24 protein-coding genes are annotated in these 14,689 nt (G+C 63.5%); all 24 read right to left on the bottom strand.

Annotation, left to right across the window (positions count from 1 at the left end):
- Positions 1-4 precede the first annotated feature (4 nt).
- Entirely contained in the window at positions 5-1,558 is a 1,554-nt protein-coding gene (gene guaA, locus LK535_RS06045) for a glutamine-hydrolyzing GMP synthase (RefSeq protein ID WP_227770934.1), read from the bottom strand.
- A 142-nt stretch (positions 1,559-1,700) separates the two neighbouring features.
- Positions 1,701-2,123: a 50S ribosomal protein L17 gene (gene rplQ / locus LK535_RS06050; protein WP_227770935.1), complete on the bottom strand. Its 423-nt coding sequence runs from the start codon at positions 2,121-2,123 to the stop codon at positions 1,701-1,703.
- A 223-nt stretch (positions 2,124-2,346) separates the two neighbouring features.
- On the bottom strand, positions 2,347-3,408 hold the full coding sequence (locus tag LK535_RS06055) for a DNA-directed RNA polymerase subunit alpha (protein ID WP_227770936.1): 1,062 nt from the start codon (positions 3,406-3,408) through the stop codon (positions 2,347-2,349).
- A gap of 91 nt (positions 3,409-3,499) precedes the next feature.
- Complete coding sequence (gene rpsK, locus LK535_RS06060; RefSeq protein WP_019516037.1) at positions 3,500-3,889, bottom strand: 30S ribosomal protein S11; 390 nt, start codon at positions 3,887-3,889, stop codon at positions 3,500-3,502.
- 104 nt (positions 3,890-3,993) lie between these two features.
- Positions 3,994-4,362 (bottom strand): 30S ribosomal protein S13, encoded by a 369-nt coding sequence (gene rpsM / locus LK535_RS06065; RefSeq protein WP_227770937.1) that lies wholly within the window; start codon positions 4,360-4,362, stop codon positions 3,994-3,996.
- A gap of 295 nt (positions 4,363-4,657) precedes the next feature.
- Entirely contained in the window at positions 4,658-5,308 is a 651-nt protein-coding gene (locus tag LK535_RS06070) for an adenylate kinase (protein WP_227770938.1), read from the bottom strand.
- Positions 5,309-5,344: 36 nt separating this feature from the next.
- Positions 5,345-6,691, bottom strand: coding sequence for a preprotein translocase subunit SecY (gene secY / locus LK535_RS06075; RefSeq protein WP_227770939.1), 1,347 nt, complete (start codon positions 6,689-6,691; stop codon positions 5,345-5,347).
- A 184-nt stretch (positions 6,692-6,875) separates the two neighbouring features.
- The gene (gene rplO, locus LK535_RS06080) at positions 6,876-7,415 is read right to left on the bottom strand and encodes a 50S ribosomal protein L15 (RefSeq protein ID WP_227770940.1); all 540 of its coding nucleotides are present in this window, start codon (positions 7,413-7,415) and stop codon (positions 6,876-6,878) included.
- 93 nt (positions 7,416-7,508) lie between these two features.
- Positions 7,509-7,685, bottom strand: a complete 177-nt coding sequence (gene rpmD, locus LK535_RS06085; protein ID WP_227770941.1) for a 50S ribosomal protein L30 — start codon at positions 7,683-7,685, stop codon at positions 7,509-7,511.
- A 6-nt stretch (positions 7,686-7,691) separates the two neighbouring features.
- A complete protein-coding gene (gene rpsE, locus LK535_RS06090) occupies positions 7,692-8,402 on the bottom strand; it encodes a 30S ribosomal protein S5 (protein WP_227770942.1) in 711 nt (236 codons plus the stop codon).
- Positions 8,403-8,405: 3 nt separating this feature from the next.
- A complete protein-coding gene (gene rplR, locus LK535_RS06095; RefSeq protein WP_227770943.1) occupies positions 8,406-8,756 on the bottom strand; it encodes a 50S ribosomal protein L18 in 351 nt (116 codons plus the stop codon).
- Complete coding sequence (gene rplF, locus LK535_RS06100) at positions 8,753-9,286, bottom strand: 50S ribosomal protein L6 (RefSeq protein ID WP_227770944.1); 534 nt, start codon at positions 9,284-9,286, stop codon at positions 8,753-8,755. The genes rplR and rplF overlap by 4 nt, the downstream gene beginning before the upstream one ends.
- Positions 9,286-9,681, bottom strand: a complete 396-nt coding sequence (gene rpsH, locus LK535_RS06105; RefSeq protein WP_046408570.1) for a 30S ribosomal protein S8 — start codon at positions 9,679-9,681, stop codon at positions 9,286-9,288. Before rpsH ends, rplF begins: the two co-directional genes overlap by 1 nt.
- A 10-nt stretch (positions 9,682-9,691) precedes the next feature.
- The gene (rpsN, locus tag LK535_RS06110) at positions 9,692-9,997 is read right to left on the bottom strand and encodes a 30S ribosomal protein S14 (protein ID WP_227770945.1); all 306 of its coding nucleotides are present in this window, start codon (positions 9,995-9,997) and stop codon (positions 9,692-9,694) included.
- Positions 9,998-10,035: 38 nt separating this feature from the next.
- Positions 10,036-10,620, bottom strand: coding sequence for a 50S ribosomal protein L5 (gene rplE / locus LK535_RS06115; protein WP_227770946.1), 585 nt, complete (start codon positions 10,618-10,620; stop codon positions 10,036-10,038).
- The gene (rplX, locus tag LK535_RS06120) at positions 10,613-10,930 is read right to left on the bottom strand and encodes a 50S ribosomal protein L24 (RefSeq protein WP_227770947.1); all 318 of its coding nucleotides are present in this window, start codon (positions 10,928-10,930) and stop codon (positions 10,613-10,615) included. The genes rplE and rplX overlap by 8 nt, the downstream gene beginning before the upstream one ends.
- Positions 10,930-11,298, bottom strand: coding sequence for a 50S ribosomal protein L14 (rplN, locus tag LK535_RS06125; RefSeq protein ID WP_017979484.1), 369 nt, complete (start codon positions 11,296-11,298; stop codon positions 10,930-10,932). Before rplN ends, rplX begins: the two co-directional genes overlap by 1 nt.
- A 247-nt stretch (positions 11,299-11,545) precedes the next feature.
- A complete protein-coding gene (gene rpsQ, locus LK535_RS06130) occupies positions 11,546-11,830 on the bottom strand; it encodes a 30S ribosomal protein S17 (RefSeq protein ID WP_046408562.1) in 285 nt (94 codons plus the stop codon).
- A gap of 13 nt (positions 11,831-11,843) precedes the next feature.
- Complete coding sequence (rpmC, locus tag LK535_RS06135; RefSeq protein WP_227770948.1) at positions 11,844-12,044, bottom strand: 50S ribosomal protein L29; 201 nt, start codon at positions 12,042-12,044, stop codon at positions 11,844-11,846.
- A 1-nt stretch (position 12,045) separates the two neighbouring features.
- Complete coding sequence (gene rplP, locus LK535_RS06140) at positions 12,046-12,480, bottom strand: 50S ribosomal protein L16 (RefSeq protein ID WP_227770949.1); 435 nt, start codon at positions 12,478-12,480, stop codon at positions 12,046-12,048.
- 12 nt (positions 12,481-12,492) lie between these two features.
- Complete coding sequence (rpsC, locus tag LK535_RS06145) at positions 12,493-13,200, bottom strand: 30S ribosomal protein S3 (protein WP_066776782.1); 708 nt, start codon at positions 13,198-13,200, stop codon at positions 12,493-12,495.
- Positions 13,200-13,577, bottom strand: a complete 378-nt coding sequence (gene rplV / locus LK535_RS06150) for a 50S ribosomal protein L22 (RefSeq protein ID WP_227770950.1) — start codon at positions 13,575-13,577, stop codon at positions 13,200-13,202. Before rplV ends, rpsC begins: the two co-directional genes overlap by 1 nt.
- On the bottom strand, positions 13,577-13,855 hold the full coding sequence (gene rpsS, locus LK535_RS06155) for a 30S ribosomal protein S19 (protein WP_066776785.1): 279 nt from the start codon (positions 13,853-13,855) through the stop codon (positions 13,577-13,579). Before rpsS ends, rplV begins: the two co-directional genes overlap by 1 nt.
- Positions 13,855-14,688, bottom strand: coding sequence for a 50S ribosomal protein L2 (gene rplB, locus LK535_RS06160; protein ID WP_227770951.1), 834 nt, complete (start codon positions 14,686-14,688; stop codon positions 13,855-13,857). The genes rpsS and rplB overlap by 1 nt, the downstream gene beginning before the upstream one ends.
- Between the last annotated feature and the right edge of the window lies 1 nt (position 14,689).

The raw sequence follows: 14,689 nt of genomic DNA on the forward strand, positions 1-14,689 counted from the left end.
CACATCACTCCCACTCGATCGTGCCCGGTGGCTTTGACGTATAGTCATAGGTGACGCGGTTGATGCCCTTCACCTCATTCACGATGCGAGTGGCTACCCGGGGCAGGAAGCCCCCAGGGAACTCAAATGCCTGGGCAGTCATCCCGTCGGTGGAAGTAACGGCGCGCAATGCCAGCACGCTGTCGTACGTGCGTCCATCCCCCATCACCCCAACGGATCGCACTGGGAGAAGCACGGCAAACGCCTGCCAAATCGCATCGTACAGGCCAGCGTTGCGGATCTCCTCCAGGTAGATGGCGTCAGCCTTGCGCAGGATATCGCAACGCTCCCGCGTCACCTCGCCTGGTATGCGGATCGCCAGACCCGGTCCCGGGAAAGGATGGCGCCCGACGAACATGTCCGGCAGTCCCAGCTCGCGGCCGAGTTCGCGAACCTCATCCTTGAACAGCTCGCGGAGTGGCTCGACGAGCTTCATGTTCATTCGCTCGGGCAGGCCCCCGACATTGTGGTGGCTCTTGATCGTCACCGACGGGCCCCCAGTGAAGCTCACGCTCTCGATCACGTCCGGGTACAGCGTTCCTTGAGCGAGGAACTCGGCACCGCCAATCTTCCGTGCTTCGTCCTCGAACACCTCGATGAACGTCTTGCCGATGAACTTCCGCTTCGCTTCCGGATCCGTCACGCCGGCCAGACCGCTCAGGAACAACGTTTCCGCATTCACGTGGACCAGCGGGATATTGTAATGTCCGCGGAACAGGCTGACGACCTGCTCGGCCTCGCCGCTCCGCATCAGGCCGTGGTCGACGAAGACGCAGGTGAGCTGATCGCCGATGGCTTCATGGATAAGCACCGCGGCCACGGCGGAGTCTACGCCGCCCGACAGACCGCAGATGACGCGTTTGTCGCCAACCTGGGCCCTGATCTCTGCTATTTTGGTCTCGCGGAACTCGGCCATGGTCCAATCGCCGGTGAGGCCGCACACGTGCCGGGCGAAGTTCTTGATCAGTTTGCCACCGTCCGGCGTATGAACGACCTCCGGGTGAAACTGCATGCCATAGTAACGGCGGGTCTCGTCCGCAGTGATGGCGAACGGCGCGCCCGAAGATGACGCCACTGGTGCAAACCCAGGTGCAAGCTCCGCCACATGGTCTCCGTGGCTCATCCACACTTGATGGCGATCACCCTCCTGCCAGAGGCCATCGAACAGCCCACAAGCGGAGTCGACCTGAACGAACGCCTCCCCGAACTCGCCGGAATATCCCTTTTCGACACGCCCGCCGAGCTGCGTGTTCATCACCTGCTGCCCGTAGCAGATGCCAAGCAGCGGCACCCCGCTGTCGAACACTGCCTGCGGCGCCCGTGGACTGCCCTCGTCAACCACCGAGGCGGGACCACCGGACAGAATGACCCCTTTTGGCTTCATCCGCTGAAATGCATCTTCGGCTGACTGAAACGGCGCAATCTCGCTGTACACACCGGCCTCGCGGACGCGGCGCGCAATGAGCTGCGTGACCTGGCTGCCGAAATCGATGATGAGGATGCTGTCGGGGTGTTCCATGGCGGGCCTGTAGCCGCGCGGGACGAATGACGGAAGAGGCCGTGTGCGCCGCCTCGCCTACCCCGGGCGGGCCTCCCACCAGACAACGAAAAAGGGCCGTCCCGTTTCCGGAACGACCCTTCATTATCCGCTAAGGCGAAGCTCAGGCGGCTTCGTCGAAATCCTCGTCGTTCAGCACCGGGCCCGAGTCCTGACCCTTGGCCGACACGTCACGATCGACGAACTCGATGATCGCCATCGGCGATGCGTCAGAGGCCCGGATGCCGGCCTTGATCACTCGGGTGTAACCACCGTTGCGATCGGCGTAGCGCGGAGCCAACACGTCGAACAGCTTCACCAGCTGCGCATCGTCAAGAAGACGAGCGTGCGCGAGACGGCGGTTCGAGAGGCCGCCCTTCTTGCCAAGCGTGATCAACTTCTCGATGTACGGGCGCAGTTCCTTCGCCTTGGCGAGGGTCGTGGTGATCTGCTCGTGCTTGATCAGCGCGGCCGACATGTTGCGGAACAGCGCGGCGCGATGTGCCGAGGTACGCTGCAGCTTACGACCACCTACACGATGACGCATGGTATTTCCTTCTCTCGTTCGTCAGGGGGCCGTTTCACGGAACCCCGGGACAGGTGGGACGGGGGCCACCCGGTGTACGTCACCCCGGCGTTCTGTCGGGGCCCCGGTAACTTTCTGGCCGGAGCGGCGTGACCCAGCCAAACCGTCGGTCGGGATCGGCTTTGCCGACCCGCCGACCGGGTCTGTCCTGTCTCCGGCGCAGCCACGCTGCGCCGGCGCAGGATCAGCCCATGATCTCCTGCTCGAGCTTCTTGGCCATCTCTTCGATGTTCTCAGGCGGCCAGCCCGGGATTTCCATGCCCAGACGCAGGCCCATCGACGACAGCACTTCCTTGATCTCGTTCAAGGACTTGCGACCGAAGTTCGGGGTGCGAAGCATTTCTGCCTCGGTCTTGCCGACGAGATCACCGATGTAGATGATATTGTCATTCTTGAGGCAGTTGGCCGAACGAACCGACAGTTCGAGCTCGTCGACCTTCTTGAGCAGATAACGGTTGATCTGCTGCGTGTCGCTGGCGGGCTCCGCCCCGGCGGCAGGAGCAGCAACGCCCACAGGCGCCGCACGGGTGACCGCAGAATCGTCGAAGTGAACGAAGAGCGAAAGCTGGTCCTGAAGAATCCGACCGGCATAGCCAAGCGCGTCTTCCGGCGTGACCGTGCCGTCCGTCTCAACCGTCAGCGTGAGCTTGTCATAGTCAAGATCCTGACCAACGCGGGTCGGATCGACCTTGTAGCTAACCTGGCGGACCGGCGAGTACAGCGCATCGACCGGAATAAGGCCGATCGGCGCATCCGCCGGACGGTTCACCGTTGCCGGAACATAGCCCTTACCGGTGTCGGCGGTCAGCTCCATGTTGAACGTGGCGCCTTCGTCGAGGTGGCAGATGACCAGATCCGGGTTCATCACCTCGATATCGCCAGACACGGCGATGTCGCCCGCCTTCACCTCTGCCGGACCAGTCGCCGACAGCTGCAGACGCTTCGGACCCTCGCCCTGCATCTTCAGCGCGATCTGCTTCACGTTGAGGACGATATCGGTAACGTCCTCGCGAACCCCGGCCAAGCTCGAGAATTCGTGGAGCACGTTCTCGATCTTGATCGAGGTGACCGCCGCGCCCTGGAGGCTCGACAGCAGCACGCGCCGCAGCGCGTTGCCAAGCGTCAGGCCGAAGCCACGCTCCAGCGGCTCGGCAACGAAGGTCGCCTTGCGCTTGCCATCGCCGCCCTTCTTTTCGAGCGCGTTGGGCTTCTTGAGTTCCTGCCAGTTCTTTGCGTTGACGGACAAGGCTTGTGTCCCCTGATGTTGGGCCGGACAGGGGCGCGTCCGGCCGAGTGTAAAAGGGCACCCCGACTCGTCAGCCGGGGGCCAGAAGTCATCAGACGCGGCGGCGCTTCGACGGACGCACACCATTGTGCGGGATCGAGGTCACGTCTCGAATCGACGTGATCTGAAAGCCAACCGCCTGCAGCGCGCGAAGCGCCGACTCACGGCCGGAACCCGGACCCTTCACCTCAACCTCAAGGGTACGCACGCCGTGCTCAGCGGCCTTCTTGCCAGCGTCTTCTGCCGCAACCTGAGCAGCATAGGGGGTCGACTTACGCGAACCCTTGAAGCCCATCATGCCAGCGGACGACCAGCTGATGGCATTGCCCTGCGCGTCGGTGATGGTGATCATGGTGTTGTTGAAGCTGGCGTTGACGTGCGCCACGCCGGCGGTGATGTTCTTGCGCTCGCGACGGCGAATACGCTGCGGTGCCTGTGCCATTTGGTAATCCTGACCCTATCTTGCAATACGGCGGTCGGGAGGCGCTCTGCCTCAACCTGACGCCCGCGGAGAAGAAGACGAAAGCAGTCCCCCGGACTGCTTTCTTACTTCTTCTTGCCCGCGATCGGCTTCGCCTTGCCCTTGCGGGTGCGAGCGTTGGTATGCGTGCGCTGGCCGCGGACCGGCAGGCCCTTGCGGTGACGCAGACCACGATAGCAAGCGAGGTCCATCAGGCGCTTGATGTTCATCGCGGTTTCGCGACGCAGGTCGCCTTCGACGGTGTAGCCAGCGTCGATAGCTTCACGGATCTGCAGAACCTCCTGGTCAGTCAGATCCTGCACGCGGCGCTCCGGTGCGATCTCAAGCTTTTCGGTCAGTTCCTTGGCCTTGGCCGGACCGATGCCGTGAATGTACTGCAGCGCGATCAGGACGCGCTTGTTGGTCGGGATGTTGACACCCGCGATACGTGCCATGAAACTTTTCTCCTCGTGCTCCACGGAGTGCGGCATGGTTCACGCACCCCATCTCCTCGCATGACTTCCACCACGCAGGAAAGCGGCAAGCGCGGCGCGCGCTGCCGGTAACCGGATTGGTCGAAGGGGATGCCCTTACCCCTCGCCCTTGATCATGTCAACACGACCGACATCGCGCTACCTAGCACGGGCAGCGACCGCCCTTGTTGATGACCTTAACTCGTGTTCGTCGGACGTCGATAACGACAGCCCTAAGCGGCGCCCGAGGAACGTAAGGCTCCTCGGCCCGCCCCCTTCAACGCCCGTCTAGGATCGCCTCGATCGAGCGGGTCACTTCGGCGATATCCGCCATGCCATCGACACGATGGACCAGGCCCCGCGCCTCATAGATCGGCAGGATCGGAGCCGTCTTCGCGCGATATTCCGCCATCCGAGTCCGAACCGTTTCTTCATTGTCATCGGGCCGGCGCTTGAACTCATGCGCACCGCAAACGTCGCAAGTGTCCGCGATCTTGGGCTGCTTGAAGCGGTCGTGATAGCCCGCCCCGCAGTTCGCGCAGGTAAACCGTCCGACGATCCGCTCCACCAGCGCGTCCTCGTCGACAGCCAACTCGATCACATGATCCAGCGCACGAGACCGCTCCTCCAAGAGCAGATCAAGCGCCTCCGCCTGCGCGGCAGTTCGGGGATAGCCGTCAAAGATGGCGCCCTGGCCATCCACGAGTCGATCAAGGTTCTCCCCGATCAAAGCCGACACGATCGCGTCAGAAACGAGTTCCCCCGCATCCATCACTGCCTTCGCCTGAAGCCCGACCGGCGATTCGGCCTTCACAGCGGCCCGCAGCATGTCACCGGTGGACAACTGAACCATGCCACGTTCGGCGACCAGCCGTTCGGACTGCGTGCCCTTGCCGGCACCCGGCGGCCCCAGAAGAATGATGTTCACGCGAAAACGCCTCCCCTGTGTGTATCGCTAGCCGCCTCAGCGCAGCCGGCCACCCTTCAGCTTCGCCTTCTTGATCAGATCGCCGTATTGGTGCGCCAACAGATGCGACTGGATCTGCGTCACCGTATCCATGGTGACGTTGACGACGATCAGCAGGCTCGTACCGCCCAGATAGAACGGGATCGAAAGCGCCGACACCAGATATTCCGGCAGCAGACAGATCACCGCGAGATAGGCTGCGCCGATCACCGTGATCCTGGTCAGCACGTAGTCGAAATACTGCTCAGTATTCTTCCCCGGACGTATCCCCGGAATGAAGCCGCCATAGCGCTTCAGATTCTCGGCGGTCTCCTCCGGGTTGAAGACAACCGCGGTGTAGAAGAACGAGAAGAAGATGATTCCGGCGCCATAAAGCAGCATGTAGATCGGGCTGCCGTGCTGCAGATACTGATTCAGCGAAATGATCAGATCGCCCCACCAGCTTTCACCCGACACACGATTGCCAGCGAACTGCGTGATCGTCAGCGGCAGCAGCAGAAGCGACGATGCGAAGATCGGCGGAATAACACCCGCGGTGTTGATCTTCAGCGGCAGGTGGCTGCGGTCCGCCTGCACGCCACGCGCCGTTTGACGCTTCGGATACTGGATCAGGATGCGGCGCTGAGCGCGCTCCATGAAGCAGATGAACAGCACGAGACCGACCACCGCCAGGATGATCGCGATCACGACCGCCGGGCTCATCGAGCCGGTACGGCCACCTTCAAGAAGGTTGACGAGTGTGGTCGGCAGGTGCGCGACGATGCCAGCCATGATGATCAGCGAGATACCGTTGCCGATCCCCCGGCTGGTAATCTGCTCACCGATCCACATCAGGAACATCGTACCGCCGATCAGCGAGATCACGGCCGCGACGCGGAACAGCATGCCCGGCTCGACCACCGCGCCGCCAGCTTCAAGGCCGGTCGCGATCACATAGCCCTGGATCGCCGTGAGCAGCACCGTGCCATAGCGCGTATACTGATTAAGCTTCTTGCGCCCGCTCTCGCCTTCCTTCTTGATCGCGGCAAGCTGCGGCGACAGCGAAGTGGCGAGCTGCACGACGATCGAGGCCGTGATGTACGGCATCACGCCCAGCGCGATCAGCGACGCACGCTCCAGCGCACCGCCGGAGAAGGTGTTGAAGAAATCGAGCACACCGCCCTTGGTCTGCTGCGCGAGCGCAGCAAGACCAGTCGGGTCAATGCCCGGCAGCGGAACATAGCTGAGCAGACGGAATACGATCAGCGCACCGATCGTGAACCAAAGCCTCTTTTTGAGATCGGTGGCCTGCGCGAACTTCGCGAGGCTGATGTTTTGCGCCATCTGGTCGGCTGCGGATGCCATAATAGCCTTTGGCCTTGGTCTAAATCAGAAACGGCGGAGAAGGTGCTGATGCCCCCGCCCCGCCGCTCATATAGTCGCGCTCGGAGGCTTGTCTAACCCACCGAACATTTTCCGCTCCGGCGAGGGCCGAAGCCGGACCGCGAGCGGCTGGCGAGTGCCCCCGGATCACCGGAGGCACCGGCCTCTACTTGCTGGCTGCGGCCTTCTTGGCGAGCCGCGCCTCGCGCGTCTTGCCCTTCTTGGCAGCGGCCTTCTCAGCAGCAGGAACGACCTCGATCACCGAAACCGAGCCACCAGCCTTCTCGATCGCCTCACGTGCGCTGGCCGACACGCCGGCCACGGTGAAGTTCAGCTTGGCGGTCAGCTCGCCCTTACCGAGCACGCGCACGCCGTCCTTACCGCCACGTGCCAGGCCAGCAGCCTTGAGAGCAGCGTGATCGACGTCCGTCGCGGTCAGCTTGCCTGCATCAACCGCCTTCTGGATCGCGACGAGGTTCACCTCGGCATAGTCCTTAGCGAAGATGTTGTTGAAGCCACGCTTCGGCAAACGCATGTGGAGCGGCATCTGACCGCCCTCAAAACCCGCGATGGACACGCCCTCACGGCTCTTCTGGCCCTTCTGGCCGCGACCGCCGGTCTTGCCCTTGCCCGAGCCGATGCCGCGACCAACGCGGATCTTACGGTGACGGGCGCCTTCGTTGTCCCGCAGTTCATTCAGTTTCATGTGTGCACTCGCTTTCGCTGTTTTCGCGCTGAATAAAGGAAGGGGGGCCGATAGCCCCCCTTCCGCAATTTGTCACTAGTCAGGTAAGGACAATCAGTCCTGGACCTCGACCATGTGCTGCACCTTGCGGATCATGCCGCGGACCTCGGGGGAATCCTCGAGCTCCGAGACACGGTGCATCTTGTTGAGGCCCAAGCCGACCAGCGTCGCGCGCTGATCCTTGGTGCGGCGGATCGGCGAGCCGATCTGCTTGACCTTGATGGTTGCCATGTCCGCTTACTCCGTGACGGCCGCGGCTTCGGCAGCGGCGGTCTGCGCATCAGCGCCATGGCCGCGGCCGAGCAGGTCGGCGATCTTCTTCCCGCGCCGCTGCGCAACCGACTTCGGCGAAGTCTGGCTGTTCAGCGCCTCAAAGGTGGCGCGGATCATGTTGTACGGGTTCGATGTGCCCACCGACTTCGTCACCACGTCAGCGACGCCGAGCGACTCGAAGATCGCGCGCATCGGACCACCAGCGATGATGCCGGTGCCCTGCGGCGCCGAACGAACGGTGACGCGGCCTGCGCCGAAGTGACCGTTTCCGTCGTGGTGCAGCGTGCGGCCTTCCTTGAGCGGCACACGAACCATCGCCTTCTTGGCAGCCGCGGTGGCCTTAGAAATCGCTTCCGGCACTTCGCGCGCCTTACCGTGGCCGAAGCCGACGCGGCCCTTGCCGTCGCCCACGACGACCAGTGCAGCGAAGCCGAAGCGCTTACCGCCCTTCACCGTTTTCGACACGCGGTTGATGTGAACGAGCTTCTCGATCAGCTCCTCACCACCTTCGTCGCGATTGCGATCGTCACGACGGCCGCGGCCGCCATCACGCCCGCCGCGACCACCACGATCGCCGCCACGGCCACGACCGCCGCGACCGCGGGGAGCCTCACCGGCTCCGGCATTCGCCTCAGGCGCTGCGGCCTGCACCTCGGTGTTGTTCTCGTCAGCCATGTCTTAGAACTCCAGTCCGGCTTCGCGCGCGGCTTCCGCCAGCGCCTTCACTCGGCCGTGAAAGAGGAAGCCGCCGCGATCGAACACGACCTGCGTGACGCCGGCAGCCTTCGCCGCCTCTGCAATGCGCTTGCCAACGGCGCTCGCAGCATCGACGTTCGACGTTGCACCCTCGTGGCCCTGGAGCGTCGAGGCAGCAGCGACCGTGCGGCCCTGCGCGTCGTCGATTACCTGGGCATAGATGTGCTTGCCCGAACGATGCACGGACAGGCGCGGACGGCCACCGCTGCGCGCACGAAGCGCCGTACGGTTGCGGCGACGCCGCTTCTCGAAAAGCGAAAGGCCCTTGGTCACTTCTTCTTTCCTTCCTTACGGAAGATGAACTCGCCGTCGTACTTGATGCCCTTGCCCTTGTACGGCTCAGGCTTGCGCCAGCGGCGGATCTCGGCGGCCAGCTGGCCAACCTTCTGCTTGTCGGCGCCCGAAATCTCGACCGTGGTCTGATCCGGGGTCTTCACCTCAATGCCTTCCGGCACGTCGATGTCGACATCATGGCTGTAGCCGAGCTGCAGCTTCAGCTTCTTGCCCTGCGCCGCAGCGCGGTAGCCGACGCCAGTGATCAGGAGCTTCTTGGTGAAGCCCTCGGTCACGCCCGTGACGAGGTTCTGCACCATGGTCCGCTGCATGCCCCAGAAGGCGCGAGCCTGCTTGGAGTCATTCGCCGGCTGAACCGAAATGCCGTCCGACTGGATGTCGTACGTGATCAGGTCCGACATTGTCAGCGAGAGGGTGCCCTTGGGCCCCTTCACCGACAGCTGGTTACCCGTGACGGTGGCAGTGACGCCAGCCGGAACGGGGACCGCCTTCTTACCGATGCGGCTCATCAGAACACCTCCGCCAGCACTTCGCCACCGACGTTCTGCTCACGTGCCTCGGCATCCGAGAGCACGCCACGCGGCGTCGAGACGATCGTGATGCCAAGGCCGTTCATCACGCGCGGCAGGCTCTGCGAGCCGCTGTAGATACGACGACCAGGCTTCGAGACGCGGGCGACATGCTTGATCGCCGGCTGGCCCTCGAAATACTTGAGCTCGATGCGGACGCCCTTCACGGGGCCCATATCTTCCTCGCTATAGCCACGGATGTAGCCTTCGCGCTGAAGCACGTCGAGCACGCGGGTCCGCAGCTTCGACGCCGGCGACACGACGCTGTCCTTGCGTGCGCGCTGGCCGTTGCGGATGCGGGTGAGCAGGTCACCCAGGGGATCGGTCACTGCCATCTTGGTGTCCTTACCAGCTCGACTTCGTCAGACCGGGGATCAGGCCCTTGTTGGCCAGATCGCGCAGCATCACGCGGGCAAGACGGAACTTGCGATAGTAAGCGCGCGGCCGGCCGGTGATCTCGCAGCGATTGCGGACGCGGGTCGGGTTCGAATTGCGCGGAAGTTCGGCCATCTTGAGACGCGCGATGAGACGCTCGGTCTCGTCGAGCGACTTGTCGTTCGCCGCTGCCTTCAGCTTCGCCCACTTCGGGGCATATTGCTTCACGAGCTTCTTGCGACGCTCGTTCTTGTTCACGGAACTCAGTTTCGCCATGGACTTAAGCTCTCTCGTTCAGTTCGTTGCCAAGGGGCTCACGCCGCCTTCTTCTCTTCAGCCGCCTCATCCCGCGGGAACGGGAAGCCGAACAGGCGAAGCAGCTCGCGCGCCTCGTCGTCGGTCTTGGCGGTCGTGGTGACGATCACGTCCATGCCGCGCACCTTGTCGATGCGGTCATAGTTGATTTCCGGGAACACGATCTGCTCCTTCAGGCCGCAGGCATAGTTGCCGCGTCCATCGAAGCTCTTCGGGTTCAGGCCGCGGAAGTCGCGGACACGCGGAAGCGCGATGGTGATGAAGCGATCGAGGAATTCGTACATGCGCTCTCGACGGAGCGTGACCTTCACGCCAATCGGCATGCCTTCACGCAGCTTGAACTGCGCGATCGACTTCTTCGCCTTGGTGATCACCGGCTTCTGGCCCGCGATCAGCTCCATCTCGGAAGCGGCCTGCTCGACACGCTTCTTGTCCTGGGTCGCCTCACCGACGCCCATGTTGAGCACGATCTTCTCGATCCGCGGGATTTCGAGCGCGTTCTTGTAGCCGAACTTCTCGATCATCGCCTTTACGATGGTCTCGTCATACAGCTTGCGCAGGCGGGGCGTGTAGCCATCAGCCATCGATCTTCTCCCCGGTCTTGACCGCAACACGGACCTTCTTGCCGTCCTGCATTTCGAAACGGACGCGCGTCGGCTTACCATCGGCGGTCACGTGCGCGACCTTCGAAACGTGCAGCGGCGCTTCAAAGCGGTTCAGGCCGCCCTGCGGGTTCATCTGCGACGGCTTCGTGTGGCGGGTCGCCACGTTCACGCCGGCCACAACGACCTTGCCGTCCTTCGGCATGGCAGCAGTCACGGTACCCGTCTTGCCCTTGTCCTTGCCGGACAGAACGATGACCTGGTCACCCTTCTTGATCTTTGCGGCAGCCATTACAGCACCTCCGGAGCCAGCGAGATGATCTTCATGTGCTTCTTGCCACGAAGTTCACGCACCACCGGGCCAAAGATACGGGTGCCGATCGGCTCCTCGTTCTTGTTGACCAGCACGGCGGCGTTGCCGTCGAAACGGATGGTCGAGCCGTCCGCACGGTGAATGTCCTTGGCGGTGCGCACGATGACGGCGCGATGCACGTCACCCTTCTTCACCTTGCCCCGCGGCTGAGCTTCCTTGATCGACACGACAATGATGTCGCCGACGCTGGCCGTGCGGCGCTTGGAACCACCAAGCACCTTGATGCACTGCACCCGCTTCGCGCCGCTGTTGTCAGCGACGTCGAGATTGGACTGCATCTGGATCATTGATCCGCTTCCTTCTCGCTATGGGGTGGATACCGACCCAACCCCGCCTTAAAAAAATGACCCCGGGCGCGATAATCGCGTCCAGGGGGAGCGGCCCGTTAGCCGCTCCACAGACAAAAGGCAATGCCCCGTGGGGCCCCTCCCTTGCCTGCTCTCGATCGCCCCCGCCCCTCGACTGGTCTCCGGACAATCCGGACCCTGGCCGATACTGACAAGAGCGCCCTGGTCTTCGACCCGGACCTGCGGCTTACGCCGAGGCCGGCTCGTCGATCTCGACCCGCTCAGGCGTCGCGTGGGTGTTCACCCGATCGACAACCTTCCAGGTCTTCAGCTTGGAGATCGGCGCGGTTTCTTCGATCCGCACGGTCTCGCCCTGCTTGTACTCGTTCGCCTCGTCATGGGCGTGATACTTCTTCGAACGGCGGATGATCTTGCCGTAGAGCGGGTGCTTCACCTTGCGCTCAACGTTCACGACCACCGTCTTGTCGCCCTTGTCGGAGACGATCAGCCCGGTCAGCACGCGCTTCGGCATGGCTGTGGTCCTCTTACTTGCCGGCGGCAGCGGTGCGCTGCGCCTGCAGGGTCTTGATGCGGGCGATGTCCTTGCGGACCTCGCGCACGCGGCTCGGCTTCTCGAGCTGGTTGGTCGCGGCCTGGAAGCGCAGGTTGAACTGCTCGCGCTTCAGGTTGCCCAACGCCTCGACGAGCTGGTCGTCGCTCTGGCCGTTGTAGTCAGTCTTCGCCATCTTACTCGCCTCCGAGGTGCGACGTGTCGCCGAGGCGCGCCACGACCTTGGTCTTGATCGGCAGCTTCATTGCCGCGCGCTCAAACGCCTCGGCAGCGAGCGGCCCGGGAACGCCGTCCAGCTCGAACAGGATACGGCCCGGCTTGACGCGAGCCGCCCAGAACTCCGGCGAGCCCTTACCCGAGCCCATGCGGACTTCGGCCGGCTTGCCCGACACGGGCACGTCCGGGAACACGCGGATCCAGAGACGGCCCTGGCGCTTGATGTGACGCGTGATCGCACGGCGAGCCGCCTCGATCTGACGCGCGGTGATGCGCTCCGGCTCCATCGCCTTCAGGCCGTAGGACCCGAAGTTGAGCGCGGTACCGCCCTTGGCGTCGCCGCTGATGCGGCCCTTGAACGCCTTGCGGAACTTGGTGCGCCTTGGTTGCAGCACTTCTTCTACTCCTTAGCGGCGGTCATCGCGCGCAGGGCGCACGCCGGAGGTCTGGGCCTCCATCATCAGGCGATCGGTCGCAGTCGGATCATGGCCCAGGATCTCACCCTTGAAGATCCAGACCTTGACGCCGCACACACCATAAGCGGTGTGGGCCTGCGCCTCGGCATAGTCCATGTTCGCACGCAGCGTGTGGAGCGGAACGCGGCCTTCGCGATAGCTCTCCGAACGCGCGATCTCGGCGCCGCCAAGGCGACCGCCGCACGCAACGCGGATGCCGTCGGCACCCAGGCGCATTGCCGACTGCACCGCGCGCTTCATGGCGCGGCGGAAGGCGATACGGCGCTCGAGCTGATCAGCAATGCCCTGGGCGACGAGCTTCGCGTCGACTTCCGGCTTGCGGATCTCGACAATGTTCAGCGACACGTCGGAGCTGGTCATCGCGCCGAGCGTCTTGCGCAGCTTCTCGATGTCCGAGCCCTTCTTGCCGATGATCACGCCGGGGCGCGCAGCGAAGATGGAGATGCGGCACAGCTTGGCCGGACGCTCAATCACCACCTTGGAGATCGCCGCCTGCGGCAGCGTCTTCAGGATGTACTGGCGGATCTTCAGATCCTCCAGCAGCAAGCGACCATAGTCAGCGCCGTCGGCGTACCAGCGGCTGTCCCAGGTGCGGTTGATCTGCAGGCGCAGACCGATCGGGTTGCTCTTATGACCCATTAGGCTTCTTCCTGCTCGCGCACGACGATCCGCAGCCGCGAGAACGGCTTCAGGATGCGGGTGGACTTGCCGCGGCCGCGCGTCGCGAACCGCTTCATGGTGATCGACTTGCCGACCGACGCCTCGGCGACGACGAGCGCGTCGACGTCGAGGTTGTGGTTGTTCTCGGCGTTGGCGATCGCGGAGGCGAGCACCTTGCGCGCGTCGACCGCCATGCCCTTCTTCGAGAAGGCCAGGATGTTCATCGCGTCGCCGGCCTTCTTGCCGCGGATCAGACCCGCGACGAGGTTCAGCTTCTGCGCCGAACCACGGATCTGCGTGCCGACCGAGAGGGCTTCCTTCTCGCCGACCTTGCGGGGGGACTGAGGCTTGCTCATCAGCGCTTGCCCTTCTTGTCAGCGGCGTGACCCGGGAAGTAGCGCGTCGGCGCAAACTCACCCAGCTTCATGCCGACCATCTCTTCGTTCACCGACACCGGCACGAACTTGCGGCCATTGTAGACGTTGAACGTCAGACCGACGAACTGCGGGAGGATCGTCGAACGACGCGACCAGGTCTTGATCGGACCTGCACGGGTGCCCTGATCCTGCGCCACCTCTGCCTTCTTCAGCAGATGAAGGTCCACGAACGGACCCTTCCAGACGGAGCGAGCCATTACTTCTTCCTCGCGTGGCGGCTACGGATGATCATCTTGTCCGTCGCCTTGTTGTGGCGGGTGCGCGCACCCTTCGTCGGCTTGCCCCACGGGGTGACCGGGTGACGGCCGCCCGAGGTGCGGCCTTCACCGCCGCCGTGCGGGTGATCGACCGGGTTCTTCGCAACGCCACGGGTAAGCGGACGCTTGCCCATCCAGCGGCTGCGACCAGCCTTGCCGAAGTTCTGGTTCTGGTTGTCGGGGTTCGACACCGCACCAACCGTCGCCATGCAATCGCTGCGCAGGTAACGCTGCTCACCCGAGTTCAGGCGAACGATCACCAGGCCGCGGTCACGACCAACGACCTGCACATAGGTGCCGGCCGAACGGGCGATCTGGCCACCCTTCATCGGCTTCATCTCCACATTGTGGACGATGGTGCCGACCGGGACCTGGCCCAGCTCCATGGCGTTGCCCGGCTTCACGTCAGTCTTCTTGCCGGCGATGATCTTGTCGCCAACATTCAGGCGCTGCGGCGCGATGATGTAGGCCTGCTCGCCGTCGGCGTAGCTGATCAGCGCGATGAACGCCGTACGGTTCGGGTCATACTCGAGCCGCTCGACCGTACCCTCGGCGTCCCACTTGCGACGCTTGAAGTCGATATAGCGATACTTCTGCTTGTGGCCGCCCGCGATGCCGCGGCTGGTCACGTGACCCTTGTTGTTGCGACCGCCGGTCTTGCGCTTGCCTTCGGTCAGCGCCTTGACAGGCGCGCCCTTGTGCAGGCCCGACCGGTCGATCAGCACCAGCCCGCGCATCGCGGGGCTGGTCGGGTTATAATGCTTGAGTGCCATC

The sequence above is a fragment of the Sphingomonas sp. IC4-52 genome (assembly GCF_020707225.1).
GTDB lineage: Bacteria > Pseudomonadota > Alphaproteobacteria > Sphingomonadales > Sphingomonadaceae > Sphingomonas.